At 63.9% G+C, this 23,742-nt stretch carries 23 protein-coding genes; 16 read left to right on the forward strand and 7 right to left on the reverse strand.

Annotated features, from left to right (window positions below; translation table 11 throughout):
- The first annotated feature begins 51 nt into the window (after positions 1–51).
- From DU505_RS12460 to DU505_RS12475, 4 genes are read left to right on the forward strand one after another with little or no spacing between them, the layout of a single operon-like run.
- Entirely contained in the window at positions 52–1,356 is a 1,305-nt protein-coding gene (locus DU505_RS12460) for a nitrous oxide reductase family maturation protein NosD (RefSeq protein WP_114479313.1), read from the forward strand.
- Complete coding sequence (locus DU505_RS12465; protein ID WP_114479314.1) at positions 1,353–2,330, forward strand: ABC transporter ATP-binding protein; 978 nt, start codon at positions 1,353–1,355, stop codon at positions 2,328–2,330. The genes DU505_RS12460 and DU505_RS12465 overlap by 4 nt, the downstream gene beginning before the upstream one ends.
- The gene (locus DU505_RS12470; RefSeq protein ID WP_114479315.1) at positions 2,327–3,157 is read left to right on the forward strand and encodes an ABC transporter permease subunit; all 831 of its coding nucleotides are present in this window, start codon (positions 2,327–2,329) and stop codon (positions 3,155–3,157) included. The genes DU505_RS12465 and DU505_RS12470 overlap by 4 nt, the downstream gene beginning before the upstream one ends.
- 18 nt (positions 3,158–3,175) lie before the next feature.
- A complete protein-coding gene (locus tag DU505_RS12475) occupies positions 3,176–3,703 on the forward strand; it encodes a nitrous oxide reductase accessory protein NosL (protein WP_114479316.1) in 528 nt (175 codons plus the stop codon).
- A 78-nt stretch (positions 3,704–3,781) separates the two neighbouring features.
- On the opposite strand, the gene DU505_RS12480 is transcribed toward DU505_RS12475, so the two are convergent.
- The 3 genes from DU505_RS12480 to DU505_RS12490 form a co-directional block, all read right to left on the reverse strand.
- Positions 3,782–4,093 (reverse strand): c-type cytochrome, encoded by a 312-nt coding sequence (locus DU505_RS12480; RefSeq protein ID WP_114479317.1) that lies wholly within the window; start codon positions 4,091–4,093, stop codon positions 3,782–3,784.
- Between the two features lie 152 nt (positions 4,094–4,245).
- A complete protein-coding gene (locus DU505_RS12485) occupies positions 4,246–4,692 on the reverse strand; it encodes an Rrf2 family transcriptional regulator (RefSeq protein WP_114479318.1) in 447 nt (148 codons plus the stop codon).
- Positions 4,693–4,745: 53 nt separating this feature from the next.
- Complete coding sequence (locus DU505_RS12490) at positions 4,746–5,162, reverse strand: YbaN family protein (protein WP_114479319.1); 417 nt, start codon at positions 5,160–5,162, stop codon at positions 4,746–4,748.
- 49 nt (positions 5,163–5,211) lie between these two features.
- On the opposite strand from DU505_RS12490, the gene DU505_RS12495 reads away from it, so the two are divergent.
- Complete coding sequence (locus DU505_RS12495; RefSeq protein WP_114479320.1) at positions 5,212–6,411, forward strand: NnrS family protein; 1,200 nt, start codon at positions 5,212–5,214, stop codon at positions 6,409–6,411.
- Positions 6,412–6,523: 112 nt separating this feature from the next.
- Positions 6,524–7,909, forward strand: a complete 1,386-nt coding sequence (gene hemN, locus DU505_RS12500; RefSeq protein ID WP_114479321.1) for an oxygen-independent coproporphyrinogen III oxidase — start codon at positions 6,524–6,526, stop codon at positions 7,907–7,909.
- A gap of 65 nt (positions 7,910–7,974) precedes the next feature.
- On the opposite strand, the gene ytfE is transcribed toward hemN, so the two are convergent.
- Positions 7,975–8,631 (reverse strand): iron-sulfur cluster repair protein YtfE, encoded by a 657-nt coding sequence (gene ytfE / locus DU505_RS12505; RefSeq protein WP_114479322.1) that lies wholly within the window; start codon positions 8,629–8,631, stop codon positions 7,975–7,977.
- Between the two features lie 168 nt (positions 8,632–8,799).
- Between ytfE and norR the strand changes: the two genes are divergently transcribed.
- From norR to DU505_RS12525, 4 genes are all read left to right on the forward strand, one after another.
- Entirely contained in the window at positions 8,800–10,329 is a 1,530-nt protein-coding gene (norR, locus tag DU505_RS12510) for a nitric oxide reductase transcriptional regulator NorR (RefSeq protein ID WP_114479381.1), read from the forward strand.
- A gap of 218 nt (positions 10,330–10,547) precedes the next feature.
- The gene (gene ubiT, locus DU505_RS12515) at positions 10,548–11,030 is read left to right on the forward strand and encodes a ubiquinone anaerobic biosynthesis accessory factor UbiT (RefSeq protein ID WP_114479323.1); all 483 of its coding nucleotides are present in this window, start codon (positions 10,548–10,550) and stop codon (positions 11,028–11,030) included.
- A gap of 65 nt (positions 11,031–11,095) precedes the next feature.
- The gene (locus DU505_RS12520) at positions 11,096–13,207 is read left to right on the forward strand and encodes an adenosylcobalamin-dependent ribonucleoside-diphosphate reductase (RefSeq protein WP_114479324.1); all 2,112 of its coding nucleotides are present in this window, start codon (positions 11,096–11,098) and stop codon (positions 13,205–13,207) included.
- Positions 13,208–13,381: 174 nt separating this feature from the next.
- Positions 13,382–14,140: a ribonucleoside-diphosphate reductase gene (locus DU505_RS12525; RefSeq protein WP_114479325.1), complete on the forward strand. Its 759-nt coding sequence runs from the start codon at positions 13,382–13,384 to the stop codon at positions 14,138–14,140.
- A gap of 696 nt (positions 14,141–14,836) precedes the next feature.
- Here DU505_RS12525 and DU505_RS12530 read toward each other — a convergent pair.
- Entirely contained in the window at positions 14,837–15,592 is a 756-nt protein-coding gene (locus DU505_RS12530; RefSeq protein ID WP_114479326.1) for a DeoR/GlpR family DNA-binding transcription regulator, read from the reverse strand.
- Between the two features lie 246 nt (positions 15,593–15,838).
- Between DU505_RS12530 and DU505_RS12535 the strand changes: the two genes are divergently transcribed.
- The 6 genes from DU505_RS12535 to cdd all read left to right on the forward strand — a co-directional run bounded on the left by DU505_RS12535 (position 15,839) and on the right by cdd (position 21,720).
- The gene (locus tag DU505_RS12535) at positions 15,839–17,113 is read left to right on the forward strand and encodes a NupC/NupG family nucleoside CNT transporter (RefSeq protein WP_114479327.1); all 1,275 of its coding nucleotides are present in this window, start codon (positions 15,839–15,841) and stop codon (positions 17,111–17,113) included.
- Between the two features lie 79 nt (positions 17,114–17,192).
- Entirely contained in the window at positions 17,193–17,969 is a 777-nt protein-coding gene (gene deoC / locus DU505_RS12540) for a deoxyribose-phosphate aldolase (protein WP_114479382.1), read from the forward strand.
- Positions 17,969–19,318 carry a thymidine phosphorylase gene (gene deoA / locus DU505_RS12545; RefSeq protein ID WP_114479328.1) on the forward strand — a complete coding sequence of 450 codons (1,350 nt, stop codon included), beginning with the start codon at positions 17,969–17,971 and terminating at the stop codon, positions 19,316–19,318. The genes deoC and deoA overlap by 1 nt, the downstream gene beginning before the upstream one ends.
- A complete protein-coding gene (locus DU505_RS12550; protein WP_114479329.1) occupies positions 19,315–20,565 on the forward strand; it encodes a phosphopentomutase in 1,251 nt (416 codons plus the stop codon). The genes deoA and DU505_RS12550 overlap by 4 nt, the downstream gene beginning before the upstream one ends.
- Positions 20,566–20,575: 10 nt before the next feature.
- A complete protein-coding gene (deoD, locus tag DU505_RS12555; RefSeq protein ID WP_114479330.1) occupies positions 20,576–21,304 on the forward strand; it encodes a purine-nucleoside phosphorylase in 729 nt (242 codons plus the stop codon).
- Positions 21,305–21,312: 8 nt separating this feature from the next.
- Positions 21,313–21,720, forward strand: coding sequence for a cytidine deaminase (gene cdd / locus DU505_RS12560; protein WP_114479331.1), 408 nt, complete (start codon positions 21,313–21,315; stop codon positions 21,718–21,720).
- A gap of 63 nt (positions 21,721–21,783) precedes the next feature.
- Here cdd and DU505_RS12565 read toward each other — a convergent pair whose 3' ends face one another.
- Complete coding sequence (locus DU505_RS12565; protein WP_220250667.1) at positions 21,784–22,386, reverse strand: DUF6448 family protein; 603 nt, start codon at positions 22,384–22,386, stop codon at positions 21,784–21,786.
- 172 nt (positions 22,387–22,558) lie between these two features.
- Positions 22,559–23,728 carry an AraC family transcriptional regulator gene (locus DU505_RS12570; RefSeq protein WP_114479332.1) on the reverse strand — a complete coding sequence of 390 codons (1,170 nt, stop codon included), beginning with the start codon at positions 23,726–23,728 and terminating at the stop codon, positions 22,559–22,561.
- Positions 23,729–23,742 lie beyond the last annotated feature (14 nt).

Below are 23,742 nucleotides of genomic sequence, written 5' to 3' on the forward strand. Positions count from 1 at the left end.
GCTGCTGCCGACCCCGTCCTCCCTCTTTATTGTTTCCAACGCGAGAGTCACATGCGTTCGACATGGCTTTTCCTGCTGCTCCTGATGGTGTTTCCGGCGCTGAGTCTGGCCGCCGAGCGGGTCGTCGTGCCGGATGAGAGGCCCCTGCAGCAAGTGTTGGATGAGGCACGATCCGGCGATACGGTGCGCCTCTCACCTGGCGTTTATGAAGGAAACTTTCGTGTTGAGGTACCGATCGAACTGGCTGGTGAGCCAGGGGCTATCCTGGACGGGCAAGGCCAAGGCACCGTGCTTTCTGTCTTTGCGCCGGGTGCCCGCATACATGGGCTACATGTCCGTAATGATGGCGCCAACCTGACCGACGTGGACAGCGGTATTTTCGTAGCCGACTCTGCCACTGGAGCCATTATCGAGAACAACCGTATCGAGGCACGTGGCTTCGGTATCTGGTTGGATGGGGCTTCCGATCTGCGGGTGGAAGGCAACCGTATCAGCGGTGATGTCACCCTCCGATCCCAGGATCGCGGCAATGGGCTCCAACTCTTCAACGTCTCTGGCGCCGAGATACTTGGTAACGAGGTCTGGAACGCCCGGGACGGTATCTATATCGATGTCAGCAATGATAATCGCTTGATCGGCAATTTGCTGCGCGATCAGCGCTATGGCGTGCACTACATGTTTTCGCACAACAATGTGATACGCGACAACGAGACACGTAACAACCGGCTCGGTTATGCCTTGATGCAGTCACGCCAGCTGGAGGTGGTGGGTAACCGTTCCATCCGCGACCAGAATTATGGTTTTCTGCTCAATTTTATCGTCGATTCGGTCATCGCCGAAAATATTTCCATCGAAGCGCAACGCGGCGGTGTCACGGCAGCGCCCGATGGCCATGCGATCAGTGGCGCGGAGGGCAAGGCGCTATTCGTCTACAATTCGCTGTTCAACGAGATCCGCGACAACCTTTTCGCCCGCACCGAAGTTGGCATCCACATGACCGCCGGCTCCGAAGACAATGAATTTCATGGCAACGCCTTCGTCGGCAACGAGAGCCAGGTCAAGTACGTGGCTCTCCGCGAGCAGGAGTGGTCCCACGCGGGGCGTGGCAACTACTGGAGCGACTACCTGGGCTGGGATCTCAGCGGCGACGGCATCGGTGATATTCCCTATGAGCCCAACGATTCGGTGGACCGGCTGATCTGGACCTACCCGATGGCCAAGATTCTGATGAACAGCCCGGCGGTACAGGTATTGCGCTGGGTACAGCGCGAGTTTCCGATCCTGCGTCCACCCGGCGTGAGAGACAGCCACCCCCTAATGACGCTACCGGACTGGATGGCGGAGGCCCTTCAATGACTCAATGCGTAATCGAAATGGCGGGCGTCAGCAAGCGATTCGGCAAGCTGACCGCCATCAACGACGTCAGCCTGAGGCTGGGTGAAGGCGAAGTGTTGGGCCTCATGGGGCACAACGGTGCCGGCAAGTCCACATCGATGAAGCTTATCCTCGGTCTGATTCGGCCCAGCGATGGCGAGCTTCGCGTGTTCGGCCATGACCCCAGCGGCGCCGAAGCCAACGATCTGCGGCTGCGGCTGGGCTATCTGCCCGAAAACGTCCAGTTCTATGAACAGCTCAGCGGTCACGAGGTGCTGCGCTACTTCGCCAGACTCAAGCGTGTTGGCCACGGTGTCGTCGATACGCTGCTGGAGCGGGTCGGCCTGACTCATGCCATGCACCGCAGGGTGAAGACTTACTCCAAGGGGATGCGCCAGCGTCTCGGCCTGGCTCAGGCACTGATCGGAGAGCCTCGTCTGATGCTGCTTGATGAGCCGACCGTGGGGCTTGATCCCATGGCGACACGTGATTTCTATGCCATGGTCGACGAGTTGCGCGGTCGAGGTGTCAGCGTGATCCTTTGCTCGCATGTGCTTCCGGGCGTAGAGCGCCATATAGACCGCGCGGCAATACTCGGGCAAGGCCGGCTGCTGGCCTCGGGAAGCATCGACGAACTGCGCGAAACTGCCAACCTGCCGCTGGTGATCCGCCTGCGCACAGCTCAGGCACCGGAAACCCTGGCCATGCAGCTGCAGCCATACGGTGTTCGCGTCGGCCAGGTTGGCATGGGGCGTCTTGAGCTGGCGGTGCCGACCCGGGCAAAGGTGGATGTACTGCGTAGCCTAATGGCTGGTGGCCAGGTAGAGGACATCGATCTGGAACCGCCGACACTCGAGTCGCTCTATGCGCACTTCGACGGCACCATCCGCCAGGAGAGCAAAACGGAACAGGTCAGTATGTCAGCCAATGCAGGCCCGGAGGGGGTTACCGTATGAACAATCTCTTGATTGTGGCCGGCAAGGAGTTCCGCGACGGGCTGCGCAATCGCTGGGTGCTGGCAATCACCCTGGTGTTCGGCCTGCTGGCCATCGGTCTGGCCTATTTTGGCGCGGCGGCCTCCGGTCAGGTGGGCTTCACCCGGGTTTCCACCACCATCGTCAGCCTGTCGAGCCTGGCGGTGTTCCTGATTCCCCTGATCGCCCTGATGTTGGCCTATGACAGCATCGTCGGCGAGGATGAGCAGGGCACGCTCCTGCTGCTGTTGACCTACCCTATCAGCCGGGTCGAGATCCTGGCCGGCAAGTTTCTGGGCCATGCCGCCATTCTCGGCGTTTCCACCTTCGTCGGCTTCGGCGTGGCGGGTGTGATCATCGCCATCTTTGGCGGCGCGGACAATCTGGGTGAACTGGTGGCTGCACTGGCACTGTTCATCCTGTCGGCGATGCTGCTGGGTTGGGCCTTCGTCGGTTTTGCTTACCTGATCAGCGTGAATGTGGCCGAGAAGTCCCGGGCGGCAGGCATCGCCCTGGTGGTCTGGTTCCTGTTCGTCATCGTTTACGATCTGGCACTGCTGGGAGTGCTGGTGGGAACGGGCGGAGAAGTCAGCGAGAGCCTGTTCCACTACCTACTGTTGCTCAACCCCACGGATATCTTCCGAATCGTGAATCTCACTTTCTTCGAAGCGGCGCGCACCCAGGCAGGCCTGGCCTCCATCGGCGCGGGGGCTGCCTTCCATCCGGCGATGCTGATCGGGGCGATGCTGGCCTGGGTGGTGTTTCCCTTGGGGCTCGCCATGTGGATTTTCCGCAGCCGTGAGGCCTGACCGCCGAGGAGTCGAGCGATGTTGACGCGTAGGAAATTCATTATCGTGCTGGGCGGTGTATCGCTCGCCGGCCTGGTCGGTTGCGGCAGTGAGGAAACAGAGGTCGTCGCTTGCGGCCCAGTTCCTATCGAGTCGGGCGACGAGTGCGCCGTCTGTGGCATGTATATCGCCGAGCACCCGGGTCCCAAGGCGCAGGCGTGTCTGCGCGATGGTCGAGTGCTCAAGTTTTGCTCCACCTCCGATATGTTCGTCTGGCTCCTGCAGCCGGACTCGGTCCCCCAGTTGCAGCAGGCATTCGTGCATGACATGGGGGCTACCGACTGGGACAGCCCAGCTGATGATGCCTATATCGAGGCGGACGTGGCCTTTTATGTGACGGAACAACCGCTGATGGGTGGGATGGGGCCGACCCTGGCCTCATTCGGCAACGAGGCCGATGCTCGAGCATTCATCAATGAGCATGACGGACGTCTGCTGGACTATGAAGAAGTGGATGTACAGGTGATCAACGCCTTGGCCCGGGCGCATATTCAGCGCTCCATGTAGCGGTGGTAAGGCATAGTGAAGCGCCCCTGGCAGCCAAGCTGTCAGGGGCGCTGTCACTTCGCCAACGAGAGGGGCCGCTTACAGCACCGGCTCGAGCATGAAGTCCACGGCGGCCTTGACCTCTTCATCGCTCAGGTTCATGTGCCCGCCTTTCGGCGGCATGGCCTGAAAGCCATCGATGGAGTGGGCATAGAGGGTGTCCATGCCCTTTTCCAGGCGTGGTGCCCAGGCGGCTTCATCGCCCTTGATCGGGGCGCCGGCGGCGCCTGTCATATGGCAGGCCATGCAGGCCTGGTTATAGATGGCTTCGCCGTCGGGCTCGGCCTGGGCTGTGGCAGCAAAGGTAAGGGCGGCAGCGCCGGCCAGCAGGGTAGCAGTCAGTTTCTTCATGAGTTCTCCAGTATTGCGGGTCACGGTCGGTACTTATTTACAGTGAAACCAGTTTTACAGTGAAGCCAGTCGCTACATGGGCCTGGCCCCGCGCCTGACCGGCTTCGATGCTGTTGCCAACTAGGCTATGCCAAATTAATGGATTGGCAAAGCTATTGCTCTTGCGCTGGAATCTGCATCAATCGGGCCAGCTGGGGCTGGCGTCGGCCCAGCATGTCGGCCAGGGTGTAGCCATCCAGCACGGCCATGAACGCTGCCATTGCCTCGTTGAGGATCGGCTTGAGGCGACAGGCCGGCGTAATGACGCACTCGTTCGTATCGCGAAAGCACTCCACCAGCCCGAGCTCATGCTCGGTATCGCGAATCAGCCCGCCCAGCATGATGGTCTCGGGCGGACGATTCAGCAGCATGCCCCCGTTCTTGCCGCGGATGGTGATGATGTAGCCGCGGTGGCTGAGATCCTGGACGACCTTCATCAGGTGATTGCGCGACACGCCGAAGCTTTCGGCGATCTCATGAATGGTGGCTCGCTCCTCACCCTTTACGGCAAGGTAGATGAGGACACGCAGCGCGTAATCGGTATAGCGGGTCAGGTGCATGAGGGATCCCGTTCGCTCGGTGCTTGATAAGAGTCAAGCTGAATGAATTAAATTCATCTTATCCTAGTATTCGCGTCCAGTAAGCCGGTGTAGTGGGAGGGTGCGGCATCGGGTCGCGTCAGCACGAAGCTCGCCACACAGAAGAACATCACCGCCGTCAGCATCAGGACCATGGGCGGCGCGCTACCCAGCCACAGTACCAGCCAGCTGAACAGCAACAGCACCACAGCCAGCCGCTTGGCGCGGCGCGGTACGGCACGCTGCTCCTGCCAGGCATGCAGAGTGGGGCCGAGGCGGGGGTGCTGCCACAGCCAGCGTGCCAGGCGCGGCGATCCCTTGGGTGCCGCCCAGGCAGCCACCAGCAGGAAGGGCGTGGTGGGCAGGAGAGGCATTACCAGGCCGGCGGTCCCCAGGCCGATACAGCCATAGGCCAGCGTGCGCCAGGCGAATCGCGAGAGCATGGAGGTCATGGCGGCCTCGTGGATTGGCAGTGAGTGTTTTAAAGAGTATTTTATATGCATGTTTAGGTCCAATGTAAAGCCATTCGCTGAGGCCAACGGCGCAGAGAAGGTGACGGCGCCGCCCCGAAGACCGGCCTGGCGCTGGCTTTTCCCGCTGGCTGCGCTGCACGCGGCGCTGATGGTGCCGCTTTCGCTGCTTGCCCTCTTCCACGGGTGGGACATCTTGTCGCAGCTGGCTTCGCCCGCGGCCCACGCCCGCGAGCTGCTGTTTGGCTTCGCCCTGGCGGTCATCGCCGGCTATCTGCTCGGCCCGCTGTCGCAACGTCAGCAGGTGGGCCTGGTAGGGCTGTGGCTGGTGGGACGGCTGGGTATCCTCGAGTGGCCCGGCAGCATGTTGGCGACCCTGGCCGATGCCCTATTTGCCCTGTGGCTGGCTGGCTTGCTGGTACCTCGCTTCCTTGCCGCCAAGAAGTGGCGCAATCGGGTGCTCTCCCCGCTGCTGGCGCTGATCTGCCTGCTGGCCGTCGTGACGTTGACCTGGCGCTACCTGGATGACATGCCGACCACAGCACCGCTGATGCACCAGAGCGTGTTGTGGCTGGTATTGCTGATGACCTTCATGGGGGGCAGGATCATCTCGCCGGCCGTCAACGGCTACCTGCTGAGCCGATATCGCGTGGCCGGTGTCGGGGTGCAGCCGCAGGTCGAGTCGGCGCTGATCGTCCTGCTCGGCCTGGCACCCTTCCTGATGCTGTGGGCCGCCCTGCGGCCGCTGGCGGCATGGCTGGTACTGGCGGCCGGGCTGCTGGTGCTGTGGCGGGTGCTGCGCTGGGGGCCCGGTCAGTGTCGCGAGCGCCCCGATCTGCTGGTGTTGATGCTGGGGTACAGCTGGCTCGGTATCGGGCTGCTGCTGCTGGCGCGAACCTGGTGGATGCCGGAGCACGCAAGTTCGGCGCTGCATGTCTTCACCATCGGTGCCCTGGGCACCCTGTCCAGCACCATCATGCTGCGCCACGTGATACTGCGCGCCAGGCAGCGCCCCGAGGCCGAATGGGCGCTGGTCCCCCTGGCCGGACTGTTTGCCACCGCCGCCATCCTGCGGCTGTGGGCGCTCGACGCCGGGAGTGGCTGGCTGGTGATCCTTTGGTGCTCTGCGCTGCTCTGGAGCCTGGCCTGGCTGCTGGTGGCCTGGCGGCTGTGCTACTGGCTGGCGCGAATGCCGGCTGGCCGGCCCGTGCCAACTCGCCCTCGTAATTGATCACGGACAAGAGTCGGGCCTGCATGCAAAGACGACGTGTAGCGCCGATGTCATACTGGCGGCATAGGCAATGGCTTGCCCTTGCCCCCTTATCAAGAGGCTGTTTTCTATCATGCAAGACGATCTGCTGTTCAATCGCCCCCTGGTGGAAAAGTACGACCGCCCGGGGCCGCGCTATACCTCTTATCCCACGGCGCCCCAGTTCCATGCGGCCTTCGCCGAGGATGACTATCGGGCCGCTGCCCAGCGCAGCAACCGGGTCGCCTCCCCCAAGCCGCTCTCGGTCTACGTGCATATCCCGTTCTGCAAGAGCCTCTGCTACTACTGCGCCTGCAACAAGATCATCACCCACAATACCGACCGGGCGGCGGAGTACCTGGCCTGGCTGAAGCACGAGATCCAGACGCAGGGGGCGCTGTTCGACGAGTCGCGGCGCATGACCCAGCTGCATCTTGGCGGCGGCACCCCCACCTACCTGAGCAATGCCCAGCTGGGCCAGCTGATGACGTCGCTGGATGAGGCGTTTCACTTCGCCCCCGTTGAAGAGCGTGAGTTCTCCCTGGAGGTGGACCCGCGCACGGTGACCCCGGAACAGATCCATGAGCTCCATGACCTGGGCTTCAATCGCCTGAGCTTCGGCGTGCAGGACTTCGACGCGGATGTCCAGCAGGCCGTCAACCGCGTGCAGAGCGAGGAGCAGGTAGTGGCGCTGGTCCAGGCAGCCCGCGATGCCGGCTTCCAGTCGATCAGCGTCGACCTGATCTACGGCCTGCCGCTACAGACCGTGGCGAGCTTCGACATCACGCTGGACAAGATCATCGCGCTGCGCCCGGATCGCATCGCTGCCTACAGCTATGCGCACCTGCCGGAGCTGTTCAAGGCCCAGCGGCTGATCCGCCCCGAGGACATGCCGCCGCCCGAACGCAAGATGGAGCTGCTGGAGCTGACCATTCGCCGCCTGACCGGGGCCGGTTACGTCTATATCGGCATGGATCACTTCGCCCTGCCCGAGGACGAACTCTCCCTGGCCAGGGAGAACGGCACCCTGCAGCGCAACTTCCAGGGCTACTCCACCCATGCCGACTGCGACATGATCGGCCTGGGTATCACTTCCATCGGCAAGGTGGGCGACAGCTACAGCCAGAACGTCAAGGAGACCGCCCAGTACCAGCATCGCCTCGAGGCGGGCCGGCTGCCGGTGATGCGCGGCTATCGTCTCAACGACGATGATCGGCTGCGCCGCGATGTGATCAATGCCCTGATGTGCCACGGCCGGATCGACTTCGCCGACATCGAGGCCAAGCACGACATCGTCTTCCGCGACTACTTCGCCGATGCCCTGGCTGAGCTCACCGAAATGCAGCAGGACGGGCTGATCGCCATTGGTGAGTCCGCCATCGACGTGCTGCCGACCGGGCGATTGATGATGCGCAACGTGGCCATGGCCTTCGATGCATACCTCAAGCCCAATGAAGGTCGATTCTCGCGTACGGTCTAGCGTTCAGGCGAGGATCCACGTAAACGGCGCCCCGCGAGGCGCCGTTTTTATGAGCCAGCAGCGGTTCAGGCAGTGCGTTCGAACAGCAGGTTGTTCTCCAGATGGATGTGCTGCATCAGGTCCTCGCGGAACTCGTTGAGGCCGGTATAGAGCGCGCGCCAGGTGGTGCAGGCGCCCTTGGGCGGGGTGATGTTGTCGGTCAGCGCCATGACCTCATCGAGATTCTCGCCGTGGTCGTCGTGTTCCTGGCGCATCACCGCGATCGGCCCCTGGGCCTGGGCGGCCATGCCGTTGCGCAGCATCGGGAACAGGATCTGCTCCTCCTTCTGCATGTGACTCTCCATCTCCTGGAAGATCACCGAGAGCAGGTCGGCCAGCCCATTGGGGCAGGACTCGCGCTCGCCATGTACCTGCTCCACGCGACGCGCCATGCGGATCAGCTCCGGCAGCTGCTGGCGATGCACATCGTGATAGCGGGTCAGGATGTGATCGATCAGCTCGTCGTTACTAGCCGACTGCCAGTCACGCTGATCCGGGTTTCCGGCAGGCAGGGCTTCCAGTGCCTCGACCAGGGCGGTGATGTTGGCGTTGACCCGTTCGGCGGCGTCTTGCAGGGTCAGGCGGCCGCCACAGCAGAAGTCGATACGGTTCTGGTGGAAGACGCGGGTGGCACCGGGCAGGTCCAGGGCGAGGCGACCGACGGGTTGTTCGAGCAGGCTCATGGCATATCCTCAAGCAGGGTGGGGGTGTCTCGTCTTGCTTACCTGTGCTGTTCATGCAAACCCTGTGCCAGACTATTATTCTTTTGGTAACAAGGGGCTGTACGTTAAGTGGTAAAAAAGACCCTGAAAGGATAAGGTGTAAATAACCCTGTTACGGTAAAAATGACCATGCTGGATGATAGCCTGCTGGCCGATATGGCCGCCGACCTCCCTAGCGCCGTGCGGCTCCAGCGTCTGGTTCGTACCCTTCGCGAGGCGTTTCGCTGTGGCGCGGTGTGCCTGCTGCATTTACAGCAGGGGATCCTGGCTCCCGTGGCAGTGGATGGTCTCGTACGCGAGGCCCTTGGGCGTCGCTTCGAGGTGGCCCGTCATCCGCGGCTGGCGACCATACTGGCCAGTCGCAGCACCACCTGCTTCCCCCCCGACTCCACCCTGCCCGACCCTTATGACGGCCTGGTGGAGCAGCGCCCCGGCGAACCGTTGCATGTGCACGACTGCATGGGCATCAGCCTGCATGTGGAAGGCCAGCCCTGGGGCGTGCTGACCCTGGATGCCCTGGTCGCAGGCACCTTCGATGCCAGGGCTCGTCAGGCATTGGCCCGCTATGCATTGCTGGTGGAGGGCGCGGTGCGGGTGACGCGCCTGGAGCAGGAGCTGCGGGCCCTGCATATGGCACACCATGGCGGCGGGGTGGTTCCCGTCGAGCCCAGCGTCGGCGGGGAGATTCTCGGCCACAGTGCCGCGCTTCAGCGCCTGCTGCAGGAGCTCGACGTGGTGGCCGAGTCCAGCCTGCCGGTTTTGCTCAGCGGCGAGACCGGCGTGGGCAAGGAGCTGTTTGCCCGGCGCCTGCACCAGCGCTCGTCACGACGCCAACAGCCGCTAGTGCAGGTCAACTGCGCGGCACTTCCCGAGTCGCTGGCGGAGAGCGAGCTGTTCGGACACGTGAAGGGGGCCTTTTCCGGTGCCGTCAGCGATCGGGCGGGGCGCTTCGAGGCGGCCCATGAAGGCACCCTGTTTCTCGACGAGGTGGGCGAGCTGCCGCTGGGCATCCAGGCCAAGCTGCTACGGGCACTGCAGAATGGCGAGGTGCAGCGGCTGGGGGAGGATACGCCACGACAGGTCGATGTCCGCATCCTTGCTGCCACCAACCGGCACCTGGCCGATGGGGTTCGCGATGGACACTTTCGTGCCGACCTCTACCACCGGCTGTCGGTCTACCCGGTGGCCATTCCCCCTTTGCGCGACCGCGAAGGGGACGTGCTCGTGCTGGCCGGCCATTTTCTCGAGATCAACCGCACCCGCCTCGGAGTGCGCAGCCTGCGCCTCTCGCCGGAGGCCGAGCGGGCGCTGTGCGGCTATGCCTGGCCGGGCAACGTGCGGGAGCTCGAGCATGTCATCAGTCGGGCGGCGATCAAGGCGTTGGGTCAGGGAGCGCGGCGCGACGAGATCATCACCCTGGAGCCGGAGTGGCTCGACCTGGCCAGTGGTTCGGCCGCGGATGTTCCGCTGCAGGCCCAGGTCGAACCGGAAGCCTCGGCGACAGGCGAATCGTTGAAAACCCAGGTCGCCGCTGCCCAGCGGCGCGCCATTCGTCATGCGCTCTCGCACAGCGACCATAACTGGGCTACGGCTGCCCGTCGACTGGGTGTCGATCCCAGTAATCTGCACAAACTTGCGCGTCGTTTAGGGATCAAATAGTTAGCGCAATGCAAGAGGTAGCGTTGAAAATAAACGCTACATCTGGTGCTTGATCAGACCTCGTGAGCTATATATGGTACTCAAGCCCTCGGTCGGGGCACTGGCATGAGCTTGACACATATCAGTGCAGATGTGCGGCATCGTGCCTAGGATGGACGGTTCGTCGGCCGCCACGGCCGCCGCCCGTTCCACAGGCTCGATCCCACTGGAGAGTAGCAATGCTTCTGTTGCCCTTGTCACTACTGCCGCGTCCGCCCGCCCCGACCCGCTTGATACGTGCCATCGACCCCCGGGTGCCCCTGACACTCAAGCGACACGTGATCGAACCGGTGCTCAATCGCACCTTTGCCGAGCCCCTGGAAGAGGGTGAGTTCGATGCCCTGGAGGGGCGGCGCATCACGCTGCATCTGGACGACCTGGGCGTGCTTCTGACGCTGACCCTTGAGAACCAGCGTCTGGTGCTTAGCCACGAGGCCGGGGAAGCAACCATTCGTGGCGGTTGGCGTGAGTTCCTGTGTCTCGCCACACGTCGCGAGGACCCCGACGCCCTGTTCTTTCAGCGCCGGCTGCTGATCGAGGGCGACACCGAGCTGGGGCTGATGGTGAAGAACCTGCTGGACAGCCGCGAAGAGGGGCTGGCCCAGGGGCGGCTGGGGGACTGGCTGGCGCACCTGGAGCGAATGGCGCGTCGCGACGATTGAGTTTTTCTTTTGTTATTGAGTTTTCTTTGTACGAATACAGCCAACGCAGGCGGAGATAAGCCGACATGAGCACTTCCACCAAGGCCGTCAAGACATCCAAAGAGGTTCCGTTGCAGGTGCCCTCCCGTGATATCTGGGACTCCAAGTACCGCCTCAAGGATCGCCATGGCCGGGCGGTCGACAAGGATGTGACCGAAACCTGGGATCGCGTGGCCCGAGCCCTGGCGGTGGTGGAAGGGGACCAGGCCGACGCCTGGCTGCCGAAGTTTCGCTGGGCCCTGGAAAATGGCGCCATTCCGGCCGGCCGTATCATGTCCAACGCCGGCGCCGAGGACTACAAGCCGGCGGTGAGCCTGATCAACTGTACCGTGTCGCGCACCATCCGCGACTCCATGCACGACATCCTCGACAGCGTGGTGGATGCCGGCATGACGCTCAAGGCGGGCTGCGGCATCGGCTACGAGTTCTCGACCCTGCGCCACAAGGGCGCCTTCGTCTTCGGCGCCGGTGCCGGCACCAACGGCCCGCTGGCGTTCATGGATATCTACGACAAGATGTGCTTCACGGTGGCCTCCGCCGGCGGACGCCGCGGCGCCCAGATGGGTACCTTCGACGTCGGCCATCCCGACGTGCGCAGCTTCATCGAGGCCAAGCGCGAGGCCGGCCGGCTGCGTCAATTCAACCTCTCGCTGCTGATCACCGACGAATTCATCGAGGCGGTGAAGCAGGACACCGACTGGCCGCTGGCCTTCCCGCTGCACGGCGGTGAGAAGGAGGACGTGGGCCCGGATGAGCTCATCTATCGCGACTGGCCGGTGGTCGAGAAGGACTACACCACCGACGGCGAAGGCCGCGTGGCCTGTCGCATCGTCGAGGTGATCAAGGCCCGCGAGCTGTGGGACACCATCATGAAGTCGACCTACGACTTTGCCGAGCCGGGCTTCATCCTGATCGACCAGGTCAACCGCATGAACAACAACTGGTTCTGCGAGGAGATCCGGGCGACCAATCCCTGTGGCGAACAGCCCCTGCCGCCGGAGGGTGCCTGCCTGCTGGGCTCGGTCAACCTGACGCGCTTCGTCATCGACCCCTTCGGCAAGAAGCCGCGCTTCGACTGGGACCGCTACCGCAAGGTGGTGGCGATCTTCACGCGCATGCTCGACAACGTGGTTGAGATCAGCGGCCTGCCGCTTGAAGGCCAGCGCAAGGAGATCGAGGCCAAGCGTCGCCACGGCATGGGGTTCCTCGGCCTGGGCTCGACCCTGACCATGCTCAAGATTCCCTACGGTTCGGCGGAGTCACTGGCCTTCACCGAGGAGGTGAGCCGCAACCTGGCCCTCGAGGGCTGGAAGCAGGCGCTGGAGCTCTCTCGCGAGAAGGGCATGGCGCCGATACTGGCCGAGGACTTCGAAATTACCCCCAAGATGCTGCGCGAGCGGCCGGAACTGGCCAAGGACGGATACGAAGTGGGCGACAAGGTGCCTGGCCGCATCCTTCACGCCCGCTACAGCCGCTACATGCAGAAGATCGCCGAGCTGGAGCCGGAGCTGGTGGCGGCGCTGTCCGAACACGGCGCGCGTTTCACCCACCATTCGTCCATCGCGCCCACCGGCACCATCAGCCTCTCCCTGGGTAACAATGCCTCCAACGGCATCGAGCCGTCGTTCTCGCACCGCTACTTCCGCAACGTCATCCAGTCGGGCAAGAAGACCAAGGAGCAGGTGGAAGTGTGCTCCTTCGAGCTGGCCGCCTACCGCCACTTCATCGCCGCCGACGCGGTGGAGAGCGACCTGCCCGACTACTTCATCACCGCCGATGCGGTGACTCCGAAGCAGCACGTGGCGGTGCAGGCGGCGGCCCAGGCCTGGGTCGACTCGGCGATCTCCAAGACGGTCAACGTGCCCACCGACTTCCCCTTCGAGCAGTTCCAGGATCTCTACCTGGACGCCTACGAGAGCAAGCTCAAGGGCTGCACCACCTTCCGCTTCAACCCGGAGGCCTTCCAGGGCGTGCTGGTGCGCGAGGACGATCTCAAGAACACCACCTATGTCTTCGAGCTGGAGAACGGCGAGACGCTGGAGCTGGCCGGCAACGAGAAGGTCGTCTACGACGGCGAGGAGCACAACGCGGCGAACCTCTATGATGCGCTGAAGGAAGGCACCTATGGAAAGTGGTAAGTCACGACCTACTGCGCTCGCCGAGGCGGCGTTGCAGTCTTTTTCGGAATGCTCATTTACGGCTCGTAAATTCCGCTTCCTCAAAAGCCTGCGCCTTGCCTCGCTTTCGCTCGTGACGGTCCTGAGTCACCGTCACTCGAGCGTTAACGCACCAATTTCCGGAGGAGTCCGCTGATGGCCGTCGAAATCAAGTCCAAGATCGTCTCCTACAGCGTCAAGAAGGCCGTGGAGGAGGCACCGCTCGCGGATGAGAACCCGCTCACGGTGCGCATTCCGTCACGTCCCGAGGGCACCCTGGAGGCGGTGTCCGAGAAGATCTCCTACGTCGGTGCCGAAGGGCGCAAGAAGGTCTACCTGCTGGTTTCCTTCATGCCGGTGGAAGGCGTGCTCGACGGCAAGCGGGTGGTCATCGAGCGCCCGGTGGAGTTCTTCTTCCCCTCGGGCCAGCTTTCAAGCGAGCACCAGTGGATCACCGCCACCATGCGCAGCCTGTCGCTGGCGGCCCGCGGTGGCTATGTCACCCAGGCGGTGGCCGACCTGCGCAAGGTGGCCTGGGACAAGGGCCTGGTGCGCTGCGGCATGAACCGCTGGGGCAAGCCGATGTTCCATGATTCGGAAGTGGCGGCCATCGCCTGGTCGATCCAGCAAATTCTCTATCGCCGCGGCTTCCTCGACCAGGACGGCAACCAGGTGCCGGTGGAGGAACTGGTCAGCCGCTACGCTCACCGCCTGACCCATGGCCACCCCTGGCAGCCGCCCACCCTCGAGGAGGAGGCCCGAGCCGAACAGCAGGCCAAGGCTCAAGCCCAGGATAAGGAGAAGGGAGACGGCCCCACGGTAGTGGGCCACTGCCCCGAGTGCCGCGGCGAGCTGATCATGATGGATGGCTGCCCGACCTGCTATGCCGGCTGTGGCTGGTCCAAGTGCGGCTAAAACTTATCTGATTTCGCGTAAGGTTCAGCAGACGCCTTGGCGGAGAGGATCGCTGTTGGAGCGCTGCTCTGCATCGCGACTGGCGCCGTCAGGCGCCTTTGCGGAGGCGCCGACGTTGGCGGTGTCGCCAGCCTTGGCAACACCGCCGGGAGGTTTTCAGCCTCCAGTCGCGAGCTGAAGCTGCTCCCACAACGGAGTGGCGGCGTTGGAGGGAGGATCGCTGTTGGAGCGCTCGGTTCGGCGCTCCGACTCTGCATCGCGACTGGCGCCGTCAGGCGCCTTTGCGGAGGCGCCGACGTTGGCGGTGTCGCCAGCCTTGGCAACACCGCCGGGAGGCTTTCAGCCTCCAGTCGCGAGCTGAAGCTGCTCCCACAACGGAGTGGCGGCGTTGGNAACACCGCCGGGAGGCTTTCAGCCTCCAGTCGCGAGCTGAAGCTGCTCCCACAACGGAGTGGCGGCGTTGGCGGAGAGGATCGCTGTTGGAGCGCTGGTTTCCATCGCGACTGGCGCCGATAGGCGCCCGGCGGAGGCTGCAAGGGCAGTGGTTATCGCCAATGCTGGGCAACACCGCCGGGAGGCTTTCAGCCTCCAGTCGCGAGCTGAAGCTGCTCCCACAACGGGGTGGCGGCGTTGGCGGGAGGGTCGCTGTTGGTGCGCTCGGCCCGGCACTCCGACTCTGCATCGCGACTGACGCCGTCAGGCGGCGACGATCCTGGGGCCGCCACTCTCCGGCGACGGCGCCATGTCGCCGTCGGTGATTACGACGTCGAAATCGTTCAGCCCGGCGAAGTAGGCGGGGCGAATCACGCCGATCTTGCTTTCATCGGCGACAAGCAGGCGCTGGGCCGCACAGGCGATAGCGGCCTGCTTGGGAGCGACTTCATGGAAGTGGAAGCAGCTCACGCCCTTCTGCTCATGGACGCCCGCGGCGGAGATGAAGGCGCGGTTGATGCCCAGCCGATGGATGGCCTCCTCCATTCCGTCGCTGCCGAAGGACTGCGACGCGTCGTGATAGACCCCGCCGAGCAGGACCAGCCGGACGTCTGACAGCGTGCTCACCGCATTGGCTACATTGAGCGCGTAGGTCACCACCGTCAGCTGCTTGCGACCGGCCAGCAGGCCGATCAGCGGTAGCAGGGTCGTTCCGCAGTCGATGAACAGCGTATCCCCCTCCTCAATGAAGTCGGCGGCACGTTCGCACAGGCGGCGCTTGGCCAGGAAGTGGCTGTCTTTCTGTTCGTCGACGCTGTAGACCGGCGCGTAGTGCGGGTTGTCCGCCATCACCAGGCGACCGCCAAGGAATACCATGGCACCATCGCTGGCCGCCACGTCACGGCGGATGGTCATCTCCGATACCCCGCACAGGCGGGCCGCCTCGCTGAGGCGGATCGTCCCCCCTCCGGCCAGGGCTTCCTGCAGCCGTGCCAGGCGCATGGCGCTTCGGCCGTTCATCGAAGCTGCTCCTTCTTCATCGCACCCTCCGTTTCCCTTGCTTGGCCCTATGCTGGGCCAGCGGGTGTCGTTTTACCACTCTAGCGTGCCGGGATAGACCTACGGCTAGGTCTGCCCGGGCAGGCGTTGCCGCAAGAAATGTTGGAAAAATAACATTTCTTGTTATAAGTTTCTCAGGCGTACTCTCCCTTGATGCTCGACTTGCTCAGGCGAGCCCACCCCCAGCACGGCTGGAAGGACATCCCCATGACACTCATCATGAGCCTGGTCGGTATGGTGACGCTCATCGCCATTGCCCTGCTTTTCTCCACCGAGCGCCGGTCGATCCGGCTGCGAACCGTTGGTGGCGCCTTCGCCATTCAGGCGGGCATCGGTGCCTTCGTGCTCTACGTGCCCTTCGGCCAGGCGGTGCTGGCGACGATTTCGGCTGGCGTCAGTCAGGTGGTGCTCTACGCCAACGACGGCATCGACTTTCTCTTTGGCGGCCTGGCCGATGCGGATAATGTTGGCTTTGTTTTTGCCATCAAGGTGCTGCCGATAATCATCTTCTTCTCCTCGCTGATCGCCGTGCTCTATTACATTGGCATCATGCAGTGGGTAATCCGCATTCTTGGCGGCGCCCTGCAGAAGGTGCTGGGCACGTCGCGCACTGAATCGCTCTCGGCCACCGCCAATATCTTCGTCGGCCAGACCGAGGCGCCGCTGGTGGTGCGCCCCTTCATCGCCCGCATGACGCCGTCTCAGCTGTTTGCGGTGATGTGCGGCGGCCTGGCCTCGGTGGCCGGCTCCGTGCTGGCGGGCTATGCGGCGCTGGGCATTCCCATGGAGTATCTGGTGGCGGCCTCCTTCATGGCTGCGCCGGGTGGGCTGCTCTTCGCCAAGCTGATCATGCCCGAGACCCAGGAACCCGAAGACAGCGTGTCCGAGGCCGAGGAGCGGCTGAAAGAAGACGAAGACCGTCCGTCCAATGTGCTTGACGCGGCGGCCGCCGGCGCTACCTCGGGCCTCAAGCTCGCTGCCAATGTGGGAGCCATGCTGTTAGCCTTCATCGGGCTGATTGCGCTGATCAACGGCATGCTGGGTGGCATGGGTGGCTGGTTCGGTATGGAAGCCCTGAGCCTGGAGCTGATTCTCGGCTGGCTGTTCGCCCCGCTCGCCTTCCTGCTCGGGGTGCCCTGGGAGGAAGCCACCCTGGCCGGCTCCTTCATCGGCCAGAAGCTGGTGGTCAACGAGTTCGTGGCCTACATCAACCTGGCCCCTTACCTCGACGGCGAGCAGGTGGTCGCCGCCACCGGCCAAGTGATGACTCCTTACACCATGGCGGTGCTCTCCTTCGCCCTGTGTGGCTTCGCCAATCTCTCCTCGATCGCCATCCTGCTGGGCGGGCTGGGCAGCATCGCCCCGAGCCGGCGCCACGACATCGCCCGCTTCGGTCTCAAGGCGGTGCTGGCGGGTACGCTCTCCAACCTGATGTCGGCCGCCATCGCCGGCTTCTTCCTCTCCCTGAGTGCGATGACATGATGCCAAGTGCACCTCCTTGTTCGACGAACTTGTATTCGACGAACGCGTACTCGACGAACCCGATTTCACAGGTAGCGACATGACTGAACTCGAGCAGGCGGCACGCCAGGCACTGGCGCTGATGGACCTGACCAGCCTCAACGACAATGACAGCGAGGCCACCATTCGTGCCCTATGCCGCAAGGCGAATACGTCGGCGGGACACCCGGCGGCGGTATGTATCTACCCCAGTTTCATAGCCACCGCCCGTGAGGCGCTGGCTGAACAGGGTCTGGTCGGAAAGGTGGCGGTGGCCACGGTGACCAACTTCCCTCACGGCGAGGCCGACATCGAGCGCGCCGCGGCCGAGACCCGCGCGGCCATCGCCGCCGGGGCCGATGAGGTCGACGTGGTGTTTCCCTACCGAGCGCTGATGGCGGGTGACGCCGAGGTCGGCCGCAAGCTGGTCGCCGCCTGCAAGCGCGAGTGCGGCGGCGCCATGCTCAAAGTCATATTAGAAACCGGCGAGCTGAAGGAGGCGGGCTTGATCAGTCGCGCCGCCGAGCTTGCCATCGACGGCGGGGCCGACTTCCTCAAGACCTCCACCGGCAAGGTGACGGTCAATGCCACCCTGGAAGCGGCCGAGCTCCTGCTCACCGCGATCAAGAAGAGCGGTAGAGACCTGGGCTTCAAGGCCGCCGGCGGTGTACGCACCGCCGAGGATGCCGCCGCCTACCTGCAGCTCGCCGAGCGGGTGATGGGGCCGGACTGGGTCACCCCGGCGCACTTCCGCTTCGGCGCCTCGGGCCTGCTTGATATCCTGTTGGCGACACTAGGCGTCGAGACACCCGGCGAGGCGCCGTCTGGAGGCTACTGATGAGCTCTCGAACACTGCCCCAGGAGCTGATTCGCGCCAAGCGAGACGGCGGGGCGCTCTCGCCCGAGGCGATCGGCGAGCTGGTGGGTGGCATCAGCGACGGCAGCCTCTCCGACGCCCAGGTGGGGGCGCTGGCCATGGCGGTATACCTCAACGGCATGAGCGCCGCCGAGACCGTAGCGCTGACCGAAGCGGTGCGGGACTCCGGCGAAGTATTGGCGTGGAGTGACCTCGACCTGCCGGGGCCGGTACTCGACAAGCACTCCACCGGCGGCGTGGGGGATCTCGTCTCGCTGGTGCTGGGGCCGTGGATCGCCGCCTGCGGCGGCCATGTGCCGATGGTCTCCGGCCGCGGCCTGGGCCACACCGGCGGCACCCTGGACAAGCTCGAGGCGATTCCCGGGTACGACATCGCGCCCACGCGGGAGCGTTTTCGCTCCCTGGTCAAGGAGGCAGGCGTGGCCATCGTCGGCCAGACCGCGGAGCTGGCCCCGGCCGACCGGCGGCTCTATGCCATCCGTGACGTCACCGCCACGGTGGAGTCGCTACCGCTGATCGTCAGCTCCATCCTCGGCAAGAAGCTCGCCTGCGGCCTCGACGCCCTGGTGATGGACGTCAAGACCGGCAGCGGCGCCTTTATGCCCACCCATGAGGCTTCGTTCGAGCTGGCCAGCACCATTGCCGAGGTGGCGAGCCGCGCCGGCACGCCGACCACGGCGCTGCTCACCGACATGAGCCAGCCGCTGGCGCCCTGTGCCGGCAACGCCGTCGAGGTGCGCGAGGCAATCCGCCTGCTCACGGGAGAGGTGCGCGATGGTCGCCTGCTGGAGGTGACCCGCGGACTCGCCGCCGAGCTGCTGCTGGCCGGCCGCCTGGCCGAGAATCGCTCAGCGGCCCAGGCCCTGCTGGATGGAAGGCTCGCCAGCGGCGCCGCCGCCGAGCGCTTCGCCCGCATGGTGACAGGCCTGGGCGGCCCCGCCGACCTGCTCGAACGCCACGACCGCTATCTCCCCCAGGCGCCCATCGTGCGCCCCGTGAATGCCGAGCGCCTCGGGCGGGTCACGCAAATGGACACCCGCGCCGTGGGGCTCGCCGTGGTGGAGCTGGGCGGCGGACGCCGCGCGCCGCAGGACGCCATCGACCATGTCGTCGGGCTGACCGGCATCGCCGCCCTCGGCGAGGCGGTCGACGGCGAGCGCCCGCTGGCCTGGGTGCATGCACGAAGCGAAGCCGATGCAGAGCGTGCCGCCACGCGCCTGCTTGCCGCCATCGAAGTGAACGTCGCCGCCGCCGGTGACGTCAGATTGCCTACACTCATTCATGACGTGATTCGTCGGGAGGCGCCATGAGCCGCGCCATCGTACTGGTACTCGACTCCTTCGGCATCGGCGGCGCACCGGATGCCGACCGCTTCCATGATGCCGGTGCCGACACCCTGGGCCATATCGCCGCCGCCTGCGCCAAGGGGGAGTGCGATGGGGTTGGTCGTAGAGGCCCCCTTGCGCTGCCCAATCTGGCGCGGCTGGGGCTGTTTCATGCGCATCGCGAAAGTACCGGCGCCTGGGCCGAGGATGTGACGTTGCCCAGCGAGGTGATCGGCGCCTACGGCAACGCCCGGGAGATCTCCTCGGGCAAGGACACCCCTTCCGGCCATTGGGAGATCGCGGGTGTACCGGTGCGCTTCGACTGGGGCTACTTCCTCGACCGCGAGGAGAGCTTCCCGACCGAGCTGCTCGAAGCGCTGATTCGGGAGGGGAATCTGCCCGGTGTGCTGGGCAACTGTCACGCCTCGGGCACCGAGATCATCGCCCGGCTCGGCGAGGAGCACGTCGCCAGCGGCAAGCCCATCGTCTACACCTCCGGCGACTCGGTGTTCCAGATCGCCGCCCACGAGGAGGCCTTCGGCCTCGAGCGGCTCTACGCCCTGTGCGAGACCACCCGGCGCCTGCTCGAGCCCTACAACATCGGCCGGGTGATCGCGCGGCCCTTCGTTGGCCGAAGCGCCGATGACTTCGCTCGCACCGCCAACCGGCGCGACTACAGCGTCGAGCCGCCCGCGGCCACGGTGCTGCAGAAGCTCGTCGACGACGGCGGCGAGGTAGTCGCCATCGGCAAGATCGCCGACATCTACGCCCACTGCGGCGTGACGCGCACGGTCAAGGCCAGCGGCCACGACGCGCTGATGGATGCGACCCTGGCCGCTTTGGATGAAGCCAGCGGCCGATCGCTTGTCATGACCAACTTCGTCGACTTTGACACCCTCTACGGCCACCGCCGCGACGTGGCCGGCTACGCTGCCGCGCTAGAGGCCTTTGACGCAAGGCTTCCCGAACTGCTGGCCAAGCTGCGCCACGACGACCTGCTGGTCCTTACCGCCGACCACGGCTGCGACCCCACCTGGCACGGCACGGATCACACCCGCGAACGGGTGCCGGTGCTCGCCCTGGGCGCGGGGCTTCCTGCCGGTTCCCTCGGCGCGCGCGACACCTTCGCCGATATCGGCCAGAGCCTGGCAGCCCACCTGGGGCTCGAGCCCATGGCCGACGGTGAAAGCTTTCTTTCCAAGCCACTCCCTACCGACCCTCTCGCTGCATAGGAGCCTCGACATGGCGACTCCCCACATCCAGGGCGAACGCGGCATCTTCGCCGACACCGTGCTGATGCCCGGCGACCCGCTGCGCGCCAAGTACATCGCCGAGACCTTCCTCGAGGGCGCTCGCGAAGTGAACAGCGTACGCAACATGCTCGGCTACACCGGCCGCTACCGGGGCCGCGAGATCTCGGTGATGGGTCACGGCATGGGTATTCCTTCGGTCTCCATCTACGCCAAGGAGTTGATCACCGACTATGGGGTCGAGCGGCTGATCCGGGTCGGTTCCTGCGGCGCGGTGCGCGACGACGTGGCGGTACGTGACGTGGTGATCGGCCTCGGCGCGAGCACCGACTCGGCGGTCAACCGCACCCGCTTCATGGGGCACGACTTCGCCGCCATCGCCGACTTCGAGCTGACCCGCCATGCTGTCGACGCCGCCGCGGCTCAGGGCGTGGCGGTGAAGGTGGGCAACCTGTTCTCGGCGGACCTGTTCTACAACCCCCAGGGCGAGCTGTTCGAATTGATGAAGCGCTACGGCATCGTCGGCGTGGAGATGGAGGCGGCGGGGCTCTATGGCGTGGCGGCGGAGTTTGGCGCCAGGGCGATGACCATCTGCACGGTGTCGGACCATATTCTCAAGGGCGAGTCGCTGCCCAGCGAAGAACGCGAGCGCAGTTTCAACGAGATGGTCGAGGTGGCGCTGGAAGCGGTGCTGCGCGACGACGCGGGGGCTTCGGCATGAGCCTTGGCATGAGCGACGCCGTCGACCCGGCCATCGTTGGCACATTGATCGCGGTGCGCGATAACGCCTATGCACCTTATTCGCAGCATCCGGTGGGCGCCATGGTGGAGAGCGAGAGCGGCGCGCGATTCGTCGGCGCCAACGTCGAGGTGGCCCACTACAAGGGGCTGTGCGCCGAGGCCTCGGCCATCGCCGCCATGGTCAGCGCTGGCGAGCGTCGCCTGCGCAGCGTCTTTGTCATTGGCCCCGGTGAGCACCTCTGCTCCCCCTGCGGCGACTGTCGCCAACGCATCCGCGAGTTCGCCGATGCCGAGACTCGCATTCTGGTGCTAGATGCCCAGGGCGGCCTGCTCAAGCGCTACACCATCGACGAGCTGCTGCCCGATGCCTTCGGGCCGGAGAATCTGGGGCAATGAAGGGATGGGCGACCAGGGGCCTTTGCCGCCCCTGATCGCAGCGTCGGCATCTCAGGCTGGTTTTCAGTGATCGTGAGTACTGGTATATCCAGCAATGACGTTGTGCACGTCCTCCAGGTAGTGCACGTACTGCACGTAGTGGTCGACGAACTCCCTGCCTTGCTCGGGGCTATCGCCTGCCTGCTGCTTCGCCGCCAAGGTAGCCTCGAAGGCAGAGCGTGCATTCTGCTCGAACTTGTCGACGATGCGGGCCAGGAAGGCATCGATCTCGCCCTCTTCCAGCGCCCTGTCGGCCAGCTGAACGGCCGGATCGATTTCACCGGCCGGCTTGATGCCTGTGAAGGGTGCGCCTTCCGAGGCACGGTGGACTTCTACCAGTTCTGTGAAGAACTGCCGGTCGGCCAGTTCCTGGGCATTGTCACCGTTCTGGCGAACCGCGACGGCCTTGTCAAATACCGCCACGATTCGGGCCTCGTCCTCGGCGGGGATCCACTTGAGGACGTGTGTGATATCGCCTGAACTCAATGCGGTTCTGGCTTCGTTGATGACGGGGCCATCGAGAGCATCACAATGTGCCACGGCGGTGCCAGCGAAAGAGAGGCTCAGTGCTGAGACGGTAGCAATGCCGAGTAGTGTCTTGCGCAAGGGAAATCGATGAAAGGTCATGATGCGAGCTCCTGAGTTCATGGTTTACAGCCGAGCTGGTGCTTTAGCTGTAGTTCCATGCTAAGTCTTTCCAGTCGCAGCATCGTTCGTTCTCGGGCACTCGAACGTAATTAAAAAAAACATGAAAACAATGGCTTAGTGGTTCTTTTTTGCGGCGGAGTGAAGTCGAACGTCACGAAGCATGAGGGTGATCAGAAGCGTCATCAATGGCGTGGGGCGGGTGGGAACGGAACTGGCTGGGTGTCATGCCCGTTGCGCGCTTGAAAGCCGTATTGAAGACTGACTTCGAGTTGAATCCCGAGTCGTACATCACCTGCAAGATGGTCTGGCTGGGGTCGGCACGGAGGCGTTTCCGAGCTTCGGCAATGCGGAAATCGCTCACGAATTCGAAGAAGTTCTTGTCGAGACCTTGGTTGATGGTTCGTGAGAGTTCCCGCGTCGGCACCTGAAGCTGGCGGGAGAGTTGTTCGACGGTCAGGTTGGCGTCTAGGTGGGGTCTGGCCTGTCGCATATGGTCGTTGAGCTGCGACAACAGAGCGGGATTGGCAGGCGGGTTCGTTGCCGCCTCGGTGCTGCTGGCAAGCAGGCGTGATTCTTCCACACTGAGTCCCGAGAACACGAGCGGCTGACGTAGAGCGTGTATCAGTAGATAATTGATGAACAGGAAACCTGTCACGCCACCAACCGCCGACACCCACTGCACGCTGGCACTGCTCTTGAAGACATGAGCTGACAGGCAGTAGAACAGGCTGACGCTCCATACAACCGAATAGCCCAGTAATAGAATGCGTAGCCAGGCCAACTGCTTGTTCTCGATATTGGAGAATATCTGCCTCACGCCCATGCCAAATGCCTGAATCTCACGGATGGTGGCGATGAGGTAGCCGAGAAAGACCAGGTGAATTGCAGACGCCATGAGCGGAGAGGTCAACACTCCTGGGTGATCCCGCTCCATCAGTATCTGGCGTTTCAGGTCGTCTGGTTGAAGATAATACTCGACCACGAATATGGCACCGACGACCCAGAACAGGAGAGTGTGGATCCAATGTGTTTTAACGAGCCGAAAATCCTGGTACATCAGAGCCTTGGCATAAAGGAATAGCAGCCCGGCCTGCAGCAGGCCGATCAGCGTGCCCAGGTAGGCCAGGTTGAGGAAGCGCTGTGCCAGGCCCGTGCTGTAAAGGAAGACCTCGGCCAGCCCGGCAGCAAAGGCAAGCACTGTCGCCAACAGCAGGCGATTGCTGAGTAGACGTATGTTATCCGGCATCAGCAGGAAGCCAGCAAGCACCAACGACTGCAGAATACTCGTCAGCAGCAGAATGTCGGCCAGGCTCAGGTACATCGTGGTTCTCCGGT

Source organism: Billgrantia montanilacus (assembly GCF_003336675.1).
Lineage (GTDB): Bacteria > Pseudomonadota > Gammaproteobacteria > Pseudomonadales > Halomonadaceae > Halomonas > Halomonas montanilacus.